The sequence below is a fragment of the Mesorhizobium sp. Mes31 genome, from assembly GCF_024519675.1.
Taxonomy (GTDB): Bacteria; Pseudomonadota; Alphaproteobacteria; order Rhizobiales; family Rhizobiaceae; genus Mesorhizobium.
Genome location: NZ_JALJRL010000027.1, coordinates 63,085 through 78,763, shown reverse-complemented (window position 1 = coordinate 78,763; position 15,679 = coordinate 63,085). Strand labels below are relative to the sequence as shown.

The 15,679-nt window shown below is 63.7% G+C and carries 14 protein-coding genes; 8 read left to right on the top strand and 6 right to left on the bottom strand.

The annotated features are described in order from the left end of the window. Positions 1-87: 87 nt before the first annotated feature. The 3 genes from NR193_RS30450 (at position 88) to NR193_RS30440 (ending at position 5,241) form a co-directional block, all read left to right on the top strand. A complete protein-coding gene (locus NR193_RS30450; protein WP_256754376.1) occupies positions 88-1,617 on the top strand; it encodes a bifunctional diguanylate cyclase/phosphodiesterase in 1,530 nt (509 codons plus the stop codon). Positions 1,618-1,815: 198 nt separating this feature from the next. Beyond that, entirely contained in the window at positions 1,816-3,867 is a 2,052-nt protein-coding gene (locus tag NR193_RS30445; RefSeq protein ID WP_256754375.1) for an elongation factor G, read from the top strand. A gap of 840 nt (positions 3,868-4,707) precedes the next feature. Beyond that, the gene (locus tag NR193_RS30440) at positions 4,708-5,241 is read left to right on the top strand and encodes an isoprenylcysteine carboxylmethyltransferase family protein (protein WP_256754374.1); all 534 of its coding nucleotides are present in this window, start codon (positions 4,708-4,710) and stop codon (positions 5,239-5,241) included. Positions 5,242-5,372: 131 nt separating this feature from the next. On the opposite strand, the gene NR193_RS30435 is transcribed toward NR193_RS30440, so the two are convergent. Both NR193_RS30435 and trxB read right to left on the bottom strand, forming a co-directional pair. Further along, on the bottom strand, positions 5,373-6,269 hold the full coding sequence (locus NR193_RS30435; RefSeq protein ID WP_256754373.1) for a LysR family transcriptional regulator: 897 nt from the start codon (positions 6,267-6,269) through the stop codon (positions 5,373-5,375). A gap of 80 nt (positions 6,270-6,349) precedes the next feature. Further along, entirely contained in the window at positions 6,350-7,324 is a 975-nt protein-coding gene (gene trxB / locus NR193_RS30430) for a thioredoxin-disulfide reductase (protein WP_256754372.1), read from the bottom strand. A gap of 254 nt (positions 7,325-7,578) precedes the next feature. On the opposite strand from trxB, the gene NR193_RS30425 reads away from it, so the two are divergent. Together NR193_RS30425 and NR193_RS30420 are read left to right on the top strand one after the other, a co-directional pair. Then, the gene (locus NR193_RS30425) at positions 7,579-8,058 is read left to right on the top strand and encodes an Lrp/AsnC family transcriptional regulator (RefSeq protein WP_091579282.1); all 480 of its coding nucleotides are present in this window, start codon (positions 7,579-7,581) and stop codon (positions 8,056-8,058) included. A gap of 242 nt (positions 8,059-8,300) precedes the next feature. Next, positions 8,301-9,095, top strand: a complete 795-nt coding sequence (locus tag NR193_RS30420; RefSeq protein ID WP_256754371.1) for a glycosyltransferase family 2 protein — start codon at positions 8,301-8,303, stop codon at positions 9,093-9,095. Positions 9,096-9,118: 23 nt separating this feature from the next. On the opposite strand, the gene gmhB is transcribed toward NR193_RS30420, so the two are convergent. The 4 genes from gmhB to NR193_RS30400 all read right to left on the bottom strand — a co-directional run bounded on the left by gmhB (position 9,119) and on the right by NR193_RS30400 (position 12,591). Then, the gene (gmhB, locus tag NR193_RS30415) at positions 9,119-9,769 is read right to left on the bottom strand and encodes a D-glycero-beta-D-manno-heptose 1,7-bisphosphate 7-phosphatase (RefSeq protein ID WP_256754370.1); all 651 of its coding nucleotides are present in this window, start codon (positions 9,767-9,769) and stop codon (positions 9,119-9,121) included. Next, the gene (locus tag NR193_RS30410) at positions 9,762-10,334 is read right to left on the bottom strand and encodes an SIS domain-containing protein (RefSeq protein WP_091579271.1); all 573 of its coding nucleotides are present in this window, start codon (positions 10,332-10,334) and stop codon (positions 9,762-9,764) included. The genes gmhB and NR193_RS30410 overlap by 8 nt, the downstream gene beginning before the upstream one ends. Before the next feature lie 7 nt (positions 10,335-10,341). Further along, the gene (gene rfaE1, locus NR193_RS30405) at positions 10,342-11,835 is read right to left on the bottom strand and encodes a D-glycero-beta-D-manno-heptose-7-phosphate kinase (protein WP_256754368.1); all 1,494 of its coding nucleotides are present in this window, start codon (positions 11,833-11,835) and stop codon (positions 10,342-10,344) included. Between the two features lie 123 nt (positions 11,836-11,958). Then, positions 11,959-12,591, bottom strand: coding sequence for a LysE family translocator (locus tag NR193_RS30400; protein WP_256754367.1), 633 nt, complete (start codon positions 12,589-12,591; stop codon positions 11,959-11,961). Between the two features lie 157 nt (positions 12,592-12,748). Between NR193_RS30400 and rfaD the strand changes: the two genes are divergently transcribed. From rfaD to waaC, 3 genes are read left to right on the top strand one after another with little or no spacing between them, the layout of a single operon-like run. Then, positions 12,749-13,699, top strand: a complete 951-nt coding sequence (gene rfaD, locus NR193_RS30395) for an ADP-glyceromanno-heptose 6-epimerase (protein ID WP_256754366.1) — start codon at positions 12,749-12,751, stop codon at positions 13,697-13,699. After that, positions 13,672-14,679 (top strand): lipopolysaccharide heptosyltransferase II, encoded by a 1,008-nt coding sequence (gene waaF, locus NR193_RS30390; RefSeq protein WP_256754365.1) that lies wholly within the window; start codon positions 13,672-13,674, stop codon positions 14,677-14,679. Before rfaD ends, waaF begins: the two co-directional genes overlap by 28 nt. Then, entirely contained in the window at positions 14,676-15,665 is a 990-nt protein-coding gene (gene waaC, locus NR193_RS30385; RefSeq protein ID WP_256754364.1) for a lipopolysaccharide heptosyltransferase I, read from the top strand. Before waaF ends, waaC begins: the two co-directional genes overlap by 4 nt. Positions 15,666-15,679 lie beyond the last annotated feature (14 nt).

The following is a 15,679-nucleotide window of genomic DNA, read 5'->3' as shown; positions in this document are numbered from 1 at the left end:
ATCACGAACTCAAATCAATGGGAATCCTGAATCCCTTAAAACGCGACACGCTTTAGCCCTTTGCCGGCGGATGCAGGGGGCGATGCGATGAGCATATTGGCGACGATCAAGGACCATAGCGGCCGGATCTACCGTAGCATCCAGTCCTTGCTTCTGATCAGCATCGGCGCCGCGTTGCTTGGCGCGGTCGAGATGTCAGAAAATCTGTCCTCCGGCAGCGCCTTCGTGGTCTCGATTCTCGCCACCAGCCTGGCTTTGCTGGCGCTGATGTACATGCGCAGCAGCGTCGTCCATAGCCTGAAATCCGCAGCCGCCGCCGAGGCCGAAAAGCATCATTTCCTGACCAGGGACGCGATGACGGGGGCGATGACCCGCCGCTATTTCCTCGAAGCGCTGGGCAACAGCCTGGGCACCATGCGCGATCGGCGCGATGCGGCCCTGCTGCTGATCGACCTCGACCATTTCAAGCAGCTCAACGACACGTTCGGGCATCAGTTCGGCGACCGCACCCTGGCGCATCTCGTCAAGACCGCCGAGCGCATCTTTGTCGGCGGCATGGTCGGTCGGCTCGGCGGCGACGAATTCGGCGTCATCATTCCACACAGTGATCTCACCGCCATCAACAAGGATATCAGGCAATTGCTGGACGCCATGCGGGTCGGCAAATCCCATGAAGGCAGGACCATTCCGCTCTCCATTTCCGTCGGCGTCGCGCTGGCGCCGACACATGCGTCGAACACGACGGAACTGATGCTGGTTGCCGACCTGGCGCTCTACGAAAGCAAGGCGGCGGGCCGTGGCCGCGTCACCGTGTTCGACGAGGAGATGCTGTCCGACAAGCGCTACCGCCGCCTGGTCGAGCGGGAACTGCGCGCCGCTGTCTATCTCGGCGAACTCGAGCTGCACTACCAGCCGATCGTCGACCCGGACGGTTCCACCTATGGCTTCGAAGGGCTGATCCGCTGGCGCCATCCGGTGCGCGGCCTGATCTCGCCGGCCGAATTCATTCCGATCGCCGAACGCTCGACGCTGATCGACATGCTCGGCGAATGGGTGTTCAAGCGGGCTTGCGCCGATATCGCCCATTTCCCCGGTCGCCGCATCTCGATCAACGTCTCCGGCGAACAGCTGAAGCGCGACGAGATCGTCACCATGTGCGACCGCGTGCTGAAGGAAACTGGCCGATCCGCGGCGCAATTCGTCATCGAGATCACCGAGACGGTCGCGACCGCCGCCACGCCCGAAATCCTGCGGCGCCTCGAAGCATTGCGCGGCCTCGGCTTCCACATCGCGCTCGACGATTTCGGCACCGGCCATTGCGGCTTCAACTACCTGAAGACCTTACCCATCGACTGCATCAAGATCGACCGTTCCTACATCCGCAGCCTTGCCCATGACCAGGTGGCGCAGATCTTCGTTTCGGCGCTCGCCCAGATCGCGCGCATCCAGGATGTCACCATCGTCGCCGAGGGTGTCGAGACGCAAGAAGAGTTCGCGCTCGCCAGAGCTGCCGGCTGCAATCGTTTCCAGGGCTATTTCTTCGGCAGGCCGGCGCCACGCGACAAGTTTGGCCACTTGCGCGCAGCCAACAACGACAAGCTCGCACTGAGCGCCTGAGGCAGCGGCAGAGCCGCAAATTTCTATTTTTCTTGCCCTGCCGGCAAACAAGTGGGACGATGCCTTCAGGTGGTGGCAATCAAAAAGAACCCCGCCCGCGACGGTCGAACAGGCCGGCCGCCGCTCAGGACCGATTGACCCCGCCTGAACCATGAATGCCAGTCGGTCCCTAGGGAAACGCCTGAGTGGAGGTCAGTCATGGGTACTCGCGCCGGAGGACGACGCACGGGACCGAAATGCATTGCCATAGTCGGTCCCTTCGCAAGCGGTAAGACGACACTTCTCGAAGCCATATTGGCCCGCACGGGCGCCATTCCCCGCCAGAACCCGGTTTCCTCGGGCAACACCGTTTCAGACCATTCGCCGGAGGCGCGTGCCCACGCCATGAGCGTCGAGGCGACCTTCGCCACCACCGAATTCATGGGCGAGCAGCTCACCTTCGTCGATTGTCCCGGCTCCATCGAATTCTCCTTCGAGGCCGAGCCGGTGCTGGCCGCATGCGACCTCGCGGTGGTCGTGGCCGAGGCCGACGAAAAGAAGATTCCGGCGCTGCAACTGATCATGCGCAAGCTCGACGATCTCGGCGTGCCGCGCATCCTGTTCCTCAACAAGGTCGACAAGGCGATATCAGGCGTGCGCGACACGCTGAAGATGTTGCAGCCGGCAAGTGCCGTACCTTTGCTGCTGCGCCAGATTCCGCTGCGCAAGGATGGCGTCGTCATCGGCTCGATCGATCTGGCGCTGGAGCGCGCCTACATCTATCGCGAATATGCCGAGAGCGAAATTGCGCAGATACCAGGCGACGACAAGGCGCGCGAGCTTGAAGCGCGCTTCTCCATGTTGGAAACCCTGGCCGACCATGACGACCAGCTGATGGAACAATTGCTCGAAGAAATCGAGCCCCCCAAGGATGCGATCTTCGACGACCTCGCCGCTGATCTGCGCGATGGCGCGGTGACACCGGTGCTGATCGGCACCGCCGAAAAGGGCAATGGCGTGCTGCGCCTCTTGAAGGCAATCCGCCACGACGCGCCCGACATCGAGGCGACCCGCAAGCGGCTCGGCGCCCCTGATGGCAGCGCCACCGTGGTTCAGGTGATGAAGACCATCCACACACCGCATGGCGGCAAACTGTCGGTGTCGCGCATCCTGTCCGGCCAGGTCGTCGACGGTTCCGAACTCTGGCTGCCTAACGGTGACACGGCGAAGGTCTCCGGTATCTACAGGATGCTCGGCAAGGACCAGTCCAAGCTCACCACCGCCAAGGCTGGCGATACGGTGGCGCTCGGCAAGCTGGACGAGGTCAAGACCGGCCAGACGCTGACCTCGGCCAAGGGCGGCACCAAACAACTGTTCAATGTCGAGCCGCCGCAACCGGTCTTCGCCTTCGCGCTGCGCCCCAAGGAGCGCAAGGATGAGGTGAAGATGTCAGCCGCCATCCAGCGGCTGGCCGAGGAAGACCCTTCGCTCAGTCTGCGCCACAACCAGGACTCGGCCGAGACCGTGCTGTCGGGCCATGGCGAGATGCATCTGCGTGTCGTGCGCGAGCGGCTGGAAGGCAAGAACCAGATTCCGGTCGAAGGCCACGCCCCGGCGGTGCCCTACCGCGAGACGATCCGCAAAACGGCGCAGCAGCGCGGGCGCCACAAGAAGCAGTCCGGCGGTCATGGCCAATTCGGCGATGTGGTGATCGAGATCAAACCGCTGCCGCGCGGCTCAGGCTTCCAGTTCACCGACACCATCACCGGCGGCGTCGTGCCGAAGACCTATATCCAGTCGGTCGAGACTGGCGTGCGCGACTATTTGAAGTCCGGCCCGCTCGGCTTCCCGGTGGTCGATGTCGCCGTCAACCTGTCGGATGGCTCCTATCACGCGGTCGATTCCTCCGACATGGCCTTCCAGATGGCGGCCAGGCTGGCGATGAAGGAAGGCATGGCCGCCTGCTCGCCGGTGCTTCTGGAACCGGTGATGAAGGTCGAGATCGTCACGCCATCCGACGCGACCTCGAAGATCATCGCGCTCATCCCGCAGCGGCGCGGCCAGATCCTTGGCTATGACGCGCGGCCCGACTGGCCGGGATGGGATGTCGTCGAGGCAACCATGCCGCAAGCCGAGATCGGCGATCTGATCATCGAATTGCGCTCGGCGACAGCGGGCGTCGCCAGTTACCGCGCCGCCTTCGACCACATGGCAGAGCTTACCGGTCGGCTTGCCGACGAGGCGATGAACGCCAGCGGCAAAGCTGCCTGACCCTGTCGCCACGCCGCGTTCCCCTCGAACCTCGGTTCGAGGGGCCAACGCATGCCGCTCCAAAATGCGCGGCGGTTTTGCGACAACGAGATGCATGAAAACAAAAACTTGGGGCGAGTCGACTGAACCTGTTTCAGTGCGACGCGCCTTCACAATGAAAACGACGCCCAGCGCGAACCGGACGTCGTTTCTATCGCGGACCGTTTTCTTGGGAGGTAAAAACGGCAGGTCCGCCGCACCTGGTGCCGCCAAGTTCCGGCGGAAGAACGGTTCGGACGCGGTAGCCGCCTGAGCCCGGGCCCGTCCGAGTGATGCCCCCATCTCCCGTCCGAACCACACCGCGTCCTATGGTGTGCATAGCACGCGATGAGCGCCCGCGACATGTTACCAGAGGTTACATGTCACTGTTACGTGGCAATTCTGTTGGGACTTTTCAGCAGTGCCGACGGGACGCAGGCAACAAAAAAGCCGGATCAACGAAGATCCGGCTGAGTTTGATTGGAAGTGCCTGTTAAGGCTAACCTCCAGAGGGGAACACTCAAGGGCGCTAATGGGAGGAGAACGCGCCCCAGAGATGATCTATATATGTGCTCATCATGCCCAAGAAACAAGCATCTATTTTGCAACACACGCATGCAAAAAGACGCAGGCTGTGGTCTAACCCATATTTGGGACCAATAGGACCAGCAAAAATCCCGAAACGGAGCGCTGGACAGGACGAACATCACTACAGAATCGCGAATCGCGACCGGTTTTTGCCCCAAAATGCCGAAACTTCGCAATGGCGTGGAATCGAGCAGCAGGCGTTCATTTCTCAGGCAATCAGGGAGGAAGCCCCCAATGCGAACTTTTTCGGCGATCGCCGGCAGTGCGGCCTTCTTTATCGTGGCGCCTGGCGTGGTCGCCGGACTGGTGCCCTGGCTGTTGACCGATCGCTGGGGGCTGCCATGGTCGAGGCTGCCGGGCCTTGTCCCTATTGGCGGGCTGCTGATCGTCGCCGCGATAGCCGTGCTGCTCCACGCCTTCGCCCGCTTCGCGCTTGAGGGGCTGGGCACACCCGCGCCGGTGGCGCCGACCGAGAAGCTGGTGATCGGCGGCGTCTACCGCCATGTCCGCAACCCGATGTATGTCGCGGTACTGTCGATCATCCTCGGCCAGGCGCTGCTGTTCTCGAGCTGGACCATCGCGGCCTATGCCGCCATCGCCGCTGCCGCCATGATCACCTTCGTCAGGCTCTACGAGGAACCGACGCTCGCCGGCCGCTATGGCGCCGAATATGAAACCTACCGCCGCAACGTCCCCGGCTGGCTGCCCCGCCTGACACCGTGGCGGGGTGAGCCAGGAAGTGAGCAGCGCCCGCCCAGGGCATTTTGAGATTCACGTCGGGCCGAGTCGAGAATGGCGGCTTCCGAGAACCGGTGCGGAGCGTACTTTTCGCACGCGAGCACCGCAAGCGCAGGAAACCGCCGTTTGCAGGCCGGCCTCCCCTGAATATCGACGTGCCCTCAGAAGGACCAGCTTCTGGCCTTGGCAATGATAAAATCCCGGAACACATGCAGCTTGGCCTGGTTCTTCATCGCGTCGGGATAGGCGAAATAGGTGTCGAAGGACGGCACCTCGGTCTCCGGCAGCAGCTGCACCAGGCCGGAATCCTTGTTGATCACATAGTCGGGCAGCATGGCGATGCCGGCTCCGCCCTGCACGGCACGCTTGATCGACAATATGTCGTTGATCTGCAGCGTCGGCACTCTTTGCCCGCCTTCGAAATCGCCGACCGTCTCCAGCCAGTTCAGCTCCGACAGATGCGACGGAACCGGCACGCCGAAGGTGACGATGCGATGGTTCTTCAGCTCGGCGACCGAAGCCGGCTTGCCGTACTTGGCCACATAGGAGGGAGCAGCGTAAAGGTGGAAATGCACGGTGAACAGGCGGCGCTGGATGAGGTCCGGCTGCTGCGGCTGGCGCAGCCGGATGGCGCAATCGGCCTGTCGCATGGTGAGGTCGAGTTCCTCATTGGCGAGGATCAGTTGCAGGCTGATTTCAGGGTAGAGTTCGATGAATTCCTGCACGCGCTCGGTCAGCCAGCCAGCACCCAGCCCGACCGTGGTCGTCACCCTGAGCACACCCGAGGGACGGTCCTTGGTCTCGGTCAGCCGCGACTTGATCGTCTCGAGCTTCATCAGCACGTCATGCGCCGTGCGGAACAGCATTTCGCCCTGTTCGGTCAGCACCAGGCCGCGGGCATGGCGGTTGAACAGCGGCACGCCAACATCATGCTCGAGCGCGCTGACCTGCCGCGAGATCGCCGATTGCGACAAATGCAAAGTCTCGGCCGCATGGGTAAACGACCCCGCTTCCGCCGCTGCGTGAAACACGCGTAGCTTGTCCCAATCCAACGCCATGATACCCCTCGTTCTGTTTTTGGCGTCTGAATGAAAAATCAGGCTTTTACACGGCGTCTCTAAGCCGTTTTCTGAACCCTCTACTCCGCCGCTTCGCGGTGCACCTCGATGCCGGCGAGATATTTTTCCGCCTCGAGCGCGGCCATGCAGCCGAGTCCCGCCGCCGTCACCGCCTGGCGGTAGACATCGTCGGTGACGTCGCCCGCCGCGAACACGCCGGGCACGTCGGTGCGGGTCGAATCCGGAGCCGTCCACAGATAGCCGTTGGGCTTCTGCTTCAGCTTGCCGACGAACAGCTCGACCGCAGGCGCGTGGCCGATCGCCACGAACACGCCGTCGACCTTGAGATGCGTTTCGACGCCGGTCGCCGCATGCTTGAGCTTCAGCCCTTCGACCGAAGGCGGCAGCGGCGCCTTGCCGGGGCGGCCGGTGATCTCGTCGACCACCGTGTCCCAGATGACGCGGACATTGTCCTTCTTCAGCAGCCGTTCGCGCAGGATGCGCTCGGCGCGGAAATCACTGCGCCGATGGATGACCGTGACGCTCCTGGCGAGATTCGACAGGTAGAGCGCTTCCTCCACCGCCGAATTGCCGCCACCGATCACGGCGACATCCTTGCCGCGATAGAAGAAGCCGTCGCAGGTGGCGCAGGCCGAGACGCCGAAGCCCATGAAGGTCTGCTCGGTCGGAATGCCCAGCCATTTGGCTTGCGCGCCGGTGGCGATGATCAATGCGTCGGCAGTGTAGGTGGTGCCGGAATCGCCCTTGGCGCGGAACGGCCGCACATTGAGGTCGACCTCGGTGATGATGTCGTTGATGATGTCGGTGCCGACATGTTCGGCCTGCTTCAGCATCTGCTCCATCAGCCAGGGACCCTGGATCGGGTCGGCGAAACCGGGATAGTTCTCGACATCGGTGGTGATCATCAGCTGGCCGCCCTGCTGCAGGCCGGCGACCAGCATCGGCTTCAGCATGGCGCGGGCAGCGTAGACCGCCGCCGTATAGCCGGCCGGACCGGAACCGATGATGAGGACGGGCGCGTGCTTGGTTGTCATCTGGAAGCCTCTGCGGAGGGCTGCCGGCAAATTGCGGCATGGAAAACTCGTCGATATCGCGCGTAATGTAAGTGTTGCCCACGACGCCAGCAAGGCAAGTTGGCGTTCGTCCCCGGAAAGCTTTGTCGCACCCTGTCCCCTGCTTTGATCCTCCGAAATATTCCGGGGCGGGGGATGGAATGGACAGCGAAGTCGTTTAATTACAAAATCACGCAAGATTCTTGCGTGTTGCCCTGACTTTCTCGAGAACCCTCATGCCGCTCAAGGCCGACCTCGACGCCATCGACTGGAAGATCCTGCGCGAACTCCAGGCCGATGGGCGCATGACCAATGTCGAACTGTCGAGCCGCGTCGGCATTTCGGCGCCGCCCTGCCTGCGCCGCGTCAAGAGACTGGAGGAAACCGGCATCATTCGCGGCTACCGCGCACTGCTCAACGCGCCGGCGCTCGGCCTCGACGTCGTCGCCTTCTGCCTGGTCGGGCTGCATCATCAGTCCGATGCCGAGTTGCGCACCTTTGCCGAGCGCACGCGCGGCTGGCCGATCGTGCGCGACGCCTGGATGGTGTCGGGCGAATCCGATTTCCTGCTGCATTGCGTGGCAAGCGACCTCGGCGCCTTCCAGACCTTCGTCATCGAGGAACTGACCTCTACCCCGAATGTCGACACGGTGCGCACCGCGCTCACCATCCGCCGGGTCAAGGACGAAGGGCTGGTTTCGTTCGAAAGGCCTTGAGACCGGTCGAACGCCGACGTGCGAGCCGGTGTGAATTCCGGCGTTTCGCCACATCGGCGCCGCGTTGGTATCCGACAGACGCTGATGTAGAAGGCTGGATGGCGCTGTCCGGCTGGCCGCCTGATTGGTTTCCTGGAGCAATTTCAGGAAAAGTGTGTAACGGTTTTCCGTCCGGAATTGCGTAAGAACAGGTGGCGCAATCAGCGTAAATTCCGCGGACAATCCGCCATGGGAAGGGGACCATGACTCGATTTGCAAGCCCGGTCTCGGCGCTTATCATCTGCGTGAACGAGGCCGACATGATCGGCCCATGCCTTGAAAGCATCGACTTCTGCGCCGAGATCATCATCGTCGATTCCGGTTCGACGGACGGCACCATCGAATGCGTGCAGAGCTACATCGCCAAGGGCTACCCGATAAGGCTGCTGCACAATGACTGGCCGGGTTTTCCTCGTCAGAGGCAATTCGCGCTCGACCACGCCACGCAGCCCTGGTGTCTTTCGATCGATCCCGACGAGCGTGTCGACGACCGGCTGCGGCAATCAATCATCACCGCAACGCGGACAGCGAGCGCCAGCACGGGCGGATGGTACATCCGCCGGCGCGATTGGCTGAAGGGCTACGGCTACGCGCATCGCTGGGTGCTGCACAACAGGCTGCTGCGACTCTTTCGCCGCGAAGGCGCCACCATGGATCTCAACGCGCGGGTGCATGAATCCTTCGGCGTGCCGGGCGAAACCAGCACGATCGAGAGCGGTGTCTTGCTGCATCGCCGCGAGATATCGGTCGAGGAGGACCTTGCCCGCGCCAACGCCTATTCCAGCCTCAAGGTTGCGACGCTGGTCGACAAGGGCAAGAAACCGGGCCTTGTGCGGCTGGTCTTGTCGCCGCTCGGCAACTTCCTGAAGTTCTATCTGGCCAAGCGCTACTTCCTGTGCGGCCGGCATGGTTTCATCTACTCGATGTCGGTGATGATTTATTCCTATGCCACCGAGGCCAAACTCTATGAAGCTTCGCAAGGCAACGATCCGGCTTGAGCCGTCAGGCCGGTCCTGATCGGTTATTCCGGCGCCCGAGCGAATGTTTCGATGACGGCAAGCAGCCCGGCGAGGTCGCTGCTGTCATGCAACGGCCTGATGGCGAAGCCGGACTGAACCGCCGCCTCGCCATCGACCAGCCAGCCTTGCGCGAGGCCGGCGCGGCGCCCTGCCTGCATGTCGGCCAGCTTGTCGCCGACGATGAGGGATCGCCGCAGATCGAGGTCGAGGCGCTTCGCCGCCTCGATCACCATGCCGGGATTGGGCTTGCGCATCGGATGGTCGGCAAGGGCGAGCGGCCCGACGCCCGCCTCGTGGTAGGCACAGGCAAGCACCATGTCGACGAACACGCTCTGCTCACGCAACAGTTCGAGCACACGGCCGTTCACGTCGGCGAAGACACTCCAGTCGAAATAGCCGCGCGCAATGCCGGACTGGTTGGTCACCACGACGACGGGGATGCCGGCCCGGTTGGCGGCAGCGATCGCTGGCACGATATCGTCGCGCAGCACGATCTCGGCCGGGTTGCTGGGGTAGTCGGTATCGACATTGATGGTGCCGTCGCGGTCGAGGAACAGCGCCGGCAGCCGCTCCGGGAAAACCCGGTCGCCGATCCGCTCGACCCATACACCCGGCTCGGTCAGCGGGTGCGCCGTCCCCAATCCGTCAGCCATTGCTGAGGCGCGCTTCGACCACCTCGCACAGATGGTGATAGAGGCACAGATGCCCTTGCTGGATGATCGGCGTCGAGGTCGACGGCACGTTGAGCAGGATGTCGCACAGCGGCTTGAGCTTGCCGCCGGTGTCGCCGGTCAGTCCGATCACCGTCATGTCCATCATCCGCGCCTGTTCGGCGGCGGCCAGGATGCTTGGCGAATTGCCGCTGGTCGAGATCGCCAGCAACACGCCGCCCGCGGCGCCATGCGCCTCGACCTGGCGCGAAAACACGGTGTCGAAGCCATAGTCATTGCCCCAGGCGGTCAGCACCGAGGCATTGGCCGGCAGCGCGATGACATTGTAGGCCTTGCGCTCCTTGAGGAAGCGGCCGACCAGTTCGCCGGCGATGTGGATGGCATCGCTGGCCGAACCGCCATTGCCGCAGATCAGGAAGGCTTTCCCCGACGAAAGCGCCGTCACGACGGCGCTCACCGCCCGCTCCATCTCGCTGGTCAGGTCGCGCTCGACCATGGCGTTGATGGCAGCCGCCGAGCGGACCAGATAATCGTTCAGTTCAGACATGAAAACCTCAGTTCGTGGTGCCGCCGGCGCGCAATTTGCCGATTGTGCTGGTGGTGCTCTTGCCGGCGACGAGATCGACCAGCACGACGCGCCCGCCCGCCTTCTGCACCACATCGGCGCCGACCACGGTGTCGATCGTGTAGTCGGCGCCCTTGACCAGTATGTCCGGCAGAAGCGCCTCGATCAGCGCCAGCGGCGTGTCCTCCTCGAACACCACGACCGCATCGACCGAGGCCAGGGCTGCAAGCACACAGGCGCGATCGTGCTGGTCGTTGACCGGTCGCCCCGCGCCCTTCAGCCGTCGCACCGAGGCATCGCTGTTGAGGCCGAGCACCAGCCGGTCGCACTGGCTGCGCGCAGCGTGCAGCAGGCTGACATGGCCGGCATGCAGGATGTCGAAGCAGCCATTGGTGAAGCCGACGCTCAGGCCCTCTTCCTTCCACGCCGCCACCATGCGCGCGGCCGATGTGGCATCGAGGATGGCATCCTTGTGAGCGGTCGGTCCGTGCGAACGGAACAGCGCGCCGGTGAGTTCCTCGACCGTCAGCCGCGCGGTGCCGCGTTTTCCCACCACGACGCCGCCGGCGGCATTGGCGATCGAGGCCGCGGCGACGGGATCGGCACCCGCCGCCAGAGCCAGCGCGAAGCTTGCGATCACCGTGTCGCCGGCGCCCGAGACATCGAACACTTCACGCGCCTGGGTGGCGATGTGGCGCGCCTCGGTTGGGCCGACCACGCTCATGCCCTTTTCGCTGCGTGTCGCGACGACGAAGTCAAAGCCGTGAGCCGAGATCAACTGGCGTGCCGCGGCCACGATTTCGTCGTCGGCAAACAGCGCATGGCCGACGGCCTCGCCAAGCTCCTTGCGATTGGGGGTGATGGCGGTTGCCCCGGCATAGCGCGCATAGTCACGGCCTTTCGGGTCGACCAGCACCGGCTTGCCCGCCGCTCGGCAGAGGGCGATCAGTTCGCCGGCGACGCCGTCGAGCAGGATGCCCTTGCCGTAATCGGACAGGATGACGATGTCGGCACGCGTGAGTGCGGCGCGGAAATGGTCGATCAGGCCTGCCCGCTCCGCTTCGCCGAGCGGCTTGATCTCCTCCTCGTCGAAGCGCAGCACCTGCTGGTTGAGCGCGCTGAACCGGCTCTTCGACGACGTCATGCGGCCGCGTTCCTGCGCCAGGCCCGCCGTGTCGGCGCCAAGCTCGCCAAGCATTCGCATCAGGCTGTCGCCGGCCGTGTCGGTGCCGATAACCGACACCGGAATGGCCCGCGCCCCAAGCGAGATGATGTTGGCCACGACATTGCCGGCGCCACCCATGGCCGAGGTTTCACCGCGCCCGTGCAGCACGGGGATTGGCGCTTCCGGCGAAATCCGCTCGATCACGCCATTGACGAAACGGTCGAGGATCAGGTCGCCGACCACCAGGACGGAGACGTCGCCGAAGCGCGCAATGGCGCGGTGCAAGGGTTCGGGCGAAGGCGGATTGTGCTTGATCATGTCATCTGCAACGCGCTGGAAAACCCGTCTCTGGAGTGTTTGGGGTCGGTTGGCGGGACCGGTCGTTTCATGGCGATGCCGATATACCGCAATTCAAGCCGGCGCAACGGCGGCTCGACCGCGTCAGCTCTTCTGCAAGGCGACGTGGACGCCGAGCCCGACCAGCACCGCGCCGCCGGCCCGCTGCATCAGGTGCTGTGCGCGGCTGGAGCGCCGTAGCCGGCCTATCACGGCCCCCGCCAGGAACACACAGACGACATCCGCCGAGGAGAACATCAGATTGACGATGGTGCCGAGCACGACGAACTGCAGCCAGACCGGAAGCGCCGCCGAGGCATCGATGAACTGCGGCAGGAATGCCATGAAGAAGATCGCGGTCTTGGGGTTGAGCACCTCGACGGTGATGCTTTCGAAAAAGGCGCGGCGGGCCGATTTCCGCTCGATCGCGGGCAGCGCCGCGTCGCCCTCCACGCGCTTGCGGAACAACGAGATGCCGAGCCAGATCAGATAGAGCGCGCCGACCAGCTTGACCACCATGTAGAGCGGCGGCACCGCGTGGAACAGCACCGACAGCCCGGCGGCTGCCGCGAAGACATGCACATAGCCGCCAAGATGAATGCCGAGTGCTGCCGTCAGCCCGGACCAGCGGCCACGCGCCATCGTCTGTGCCGCGGCGTAGAGCATGGCCGGACCGGGGATGTAGGCGAAGATCGCCGTGGTGGCGAAAAAAGCGATGAGCAGTTCGGTCGACGGCATTCTTTGTCCCTCACGATCGGCCGAGCCGGCATGTTCCGACTGAGCGAAAGCTTTGCGGCGCCACTGTGGCGGCGGCTCCTGCGTTCGCGCCTGCTTTGTCGACAGCCCGGCTGGCGTCCCTTATAAGGACCGGAATCGCAAGCAACCAGAGGCCTTCATGATCATCGTCACGGGCGGCGCCGGCATGATCGGCTCAAACATCGTCGCTGCGCTCAATGCCGAAGGCCATGACGACATCCTGGTCGTCGACGACCTCACCGACGGCCACAAGATCACCAATCTCGCTGATCTCGGCATCACCGACTATCTCGACAAGGACGATTTCCTGGCCCGGTTCGAAGCCGGCGAACTCGGCCGCGTCGAGGCCGTCTTCCACCAGGGCGCCTGCTCGACCACCACCGAATGGAACGGCAAGTTCATGATGGAGGTGAATTACGCCTTCTCGAAGCGGCTGTTGCACGCCTGCCAGGCGTTGCGCGTACCTTTCCTCTACGCCTCCTCCGCTTCCGTCTATGGCGGCGGTTCCGAGTTTCGCGAGGACCCGGCGCTCGAGCGGCCGCTCAATGTCTACGCCTATTCCAAGAAGCTGTTCGACGACTATGTCAGGCGCACCGTCTTCGACACCGATCATTCGCAGGTCGCGGGCCTGCGCTACTTCAACGTCTATGGCCCGCGCGAAGCCCACAAGGGCGCCATGGCATCGGTCGCCTTCCATCTGTTCAACCAGGTCGAACGGGGCGAGAATCCGAAACTGTTCGGCGCCTATGATGGCTTCGGACCGGGCGAGCAAAGCCGCGACTTCATCCACGTCGGCGATGTCGCCGACGTCAATCTGTGGCTGTGGAAACGCGGCGCGAGCGGCATTTTCAACTGCGGCACCGGACGCGCCCAGCCCTTCCGCGCCATCGCCGAAACGGTGATCGACACCCTCGGCAAAGGCGAGATCCAGTTCATCGAATTCCCCGACCACCTCAAGGGCAGCTACCAGAGCTTTACGCAAGCTGATATGTCCCGTTTGCGCGCGGCCGGTTACAATGGCCAATTTCGAACAGTGGAAACCGGCGTCAGAGACTATGTCGAATGGCTGAAAGCCCAACGATCCTCGTGATCGGCCCACGCTGGGTGGGCGACATGGTGATGGCGCAGTGCCTGTTCGCGGCGCTGAAAGAGCTTCATCCCAACGCCGCGATCGATGTGCTGGCGCCGGCCTGGGCCGCGCCGCTGGTCAAGCGCATGCCCGAAATACGCCAGCAGATCGACTTCCCGCTGAAGCCCGGCGCGCTCGAATTCACCATTCGCCGCCGCTTCGGCCGCCTTCTGCGTGGCCGCTACGACATGGCCTATGTCCTGCCGGGAAGCTGGAAATCGGCGCTGATCCCGTTCTTTGCCCGCATTCCGCGCCGTTTCGGCAATTTGCGCGAAATGCGCTATGGCCTGCTGACCGACATCGTGCCGCTGCCCGACAGCGTCAAACGACGCACCGCGCAGGCCTATTTCGGCCTCGCCCAGGGCGGCAGTTTCCGGGCGCCCAGCCTAACCGTCGATGCGAAGAACCAGGCCGCCTTGCTCGACCGTTTCGGACTGGCACCGCGGAAATTCGTGGCGCTTATGCCTGGTGCCGAGTTCGGCCCGGCCAAGCGCTGGCCAAGCGAAAGCTACGCCGGCCTTGCCCGCGACTTCATGGGCAAGGGCTTCAAGGTCGCGCTGTTCGGCTCAAAGAATGACCGCGACGTGACGGCGGAGATCGCTGGCCTCGCACCCGGCGTTGTCGACCTTGCCGGCCAGACGCGGCTGGAGGACGCCATTGACCTGATATCGGCGGCGAGGCTCGCGGTGTCCAACGACAGTGGGCTGATGCATGTCGCCGCCGCCGTCGGCACGCCGATCGTCGCTGTCTACGGCTCGACCTCGCCGCAGAATACGCCGCCGCTGGCGGAGCAGCGCGAACTGGTCTGGCTCGGCCTGTCCTGCTCGCCCTGCCACCAGAAGGTCTGCCCGCTCGGCCATCTCAACTGCCTGAGGACGCTCGAAGTCGGGCAGGTCGCGGCAGCGGCGGAACGCCTGCTGGAACTCCCGGCCGCGGCATGAAGGTCCTCATCGTCAAGACGTCGTCGATGGGCGATGTCATCCACACCTTTCCGGCCGTCGAGGATGCCCGCCTGAACCGGCCGGACGTGTCTTTCGACTGGTGTGTCGAAGAGGCATTCGCCGGCATCGTGTCGCTGCATCCGGCGATCGACAGGATCCATACGGTCGCCATCAGGCGCTGGCGCAAGGCCCTGTTCGACGGCGGCACCTGGCGCGAGGCGGCTTTGTTGCGCCGCACCTTGCGCGAATGCCGCTACGACCTGGTCATCGATGCGCAAGGCCTGCTCAAATCGGCGCTGGTGGCAAGACAGGCGGCCGCACCCATTGCCGGCTTCGACAGGTCAAGCGCCCGCGAACCTTCGGCCGCCTTGTTCTATGACGTCGGCTACGCCGTGCCGCGCGGCCTGCACGCCATCGAGCGCACGCGGCGGCTATTCGGGCTGGCGCTCGGTTATCAGCCTGATCTGTCGATGCTGGACTCCGGCATTGTACCACCGGCCGGCGACATCGCCGGCATCAGCGGAAGAACCGCGTTCCTGCTGCACGGGACCAGCCGCGAGGACAAGAAATGGCCGGCCAGCGACTGGATCGAAACCGCCCGCCTGCTGATTGAACGGGGAATGACGCCGGTCACCACTTGGTCGAACGAGCGTGAAAAAACCGTGGCCGAAGCGATCGCCACAGCCGTTCCGTCAACGATCGTGGTGCCGAAATCGCCGCTTGCCGAGATTGCCGCCATCCTCGGCCGCTCGACGCTGGTGATCGGTGCCGATACCGGCCTCACCCACCTCGCCAGCGCCTTCGGCCTGCCGACAGTCGCGGTGTTCCTGGCGACCGAGCCGGGCTTGACCGGTCCGCGCGGGCAATATGCCTCGACGCTTTTGGCCACACCCGGTGAGCGTGTGACGCCAGCGGTAGTGATGGCGGAAGCAGAGAGGTTGCTGGAGTGCGAGGCGCTTGGGCAGGCTAACGCCGACAAGAATTGATTTATCAATCAATT

What these genes read in the sequence shown, in the direction of transcription:
- NR193_RS30445 (WP_256754375.1), top strand. Translation starts at nt 1,816, where the DNA reads ATGGGTACTCGCGCCGGAGGACGACGCACGGGACCGAAATGCATTGCC.
- NR193_RS30410 (WP_091579271.1), bottom strand. Translation starts at nt 10,334, where the DNA reads ATGTCTGAACTGAACGATTATCTGGTCCGCTCGGCGGCTGCCATCAAC.
- NR193_RS30425 (WP_091579282.1), top strand. Translation starts at nt 7,579, where the DNA reads ATGCCGCTCAAGGCCGACCTCGACGCCATCGACTGGAAGATCCTGCGC.
- NR193_RS30435 (WP_256754373.1), bottom strand. Translation starts at nt 6,269, where the DNA reads ATGGCGTTGGATTGGGACAAGCTACGCGTGTTTCACGCAGCGGCGGAA.
- NR193_RS30440 (WP_256754374.1), top strand. Translation starts at nt 4,708, where the DNA reads ATGCGAACTTTTTCGGCGATCGCCGGCAGTGCGGCCTTCTTTATCGTG.
- trxB (WP_256754372.1), bottom strand. Translation starts at nt 7,324, where the DNA reads ATGACAACCAAGCACGCGCCCGTCCTCATCATCGGTTCCGGTCCGGCC.
- waaC (WP_256754364.1), top strand. Translation starts at nt 14,676, where the DNA reads ATGAAGGTCCTCATCGTCAAGACGTCGTCGATGGGCGATGTCATCCAC.
- rfaD (WP_256754366.1), top strand. Translation starts at nt 12,749, where the DNA reads ATGATCATCGTCACGGGCGGCGCCGGCATGATCGGCTCAAACATCGTC.
- NR193_RS30420 (WP_256754371.1), top strand. Translation starts at nt 8,301, where the DNA reads ATGACTCGATTTGCAAGCCCGGTCTCGGCGCTTATCATCTGCGTGAAC.
- NR193_RS30450 (WP_256754376.1), top strand. Translation starts at nt 88, where the DNA reads ATGAGCATATTGGCGACGATCAAGGACCATAGCGGCCGGATCTACCGT.
- waaF (WP_256754365.1), top strand. Translation starts at nt 13,672, where the DNA reads ATGGCTGAAAGCCCAACGATCCTCGTGATCGGCCCACGCTGGGTGGGC.
- NR193_RS30400 (WP_256754367.1), bottom strand. Translation starts at nt 12,591, where the DNA reads ATGCCGTCGACCGAACTGCTCATCGCTTTTTTCGCCACCACGGCGATC.
- gmhB (WP_256754370.1), bottom strand. Translation starts at nt 9,769, where the DNA reads ATGGCTGACGGATTGGGGACGGCGCACCCGCTGACCGAGCCGGGTGTA.
- rfaE1 (WP_256754368.1), bottom strand. Translation starts at nt 11,835, where the DNA reads ATGATCAAGCACAATCCGCCTTCGCCCGAACCCTTGCACCGCGCCATT.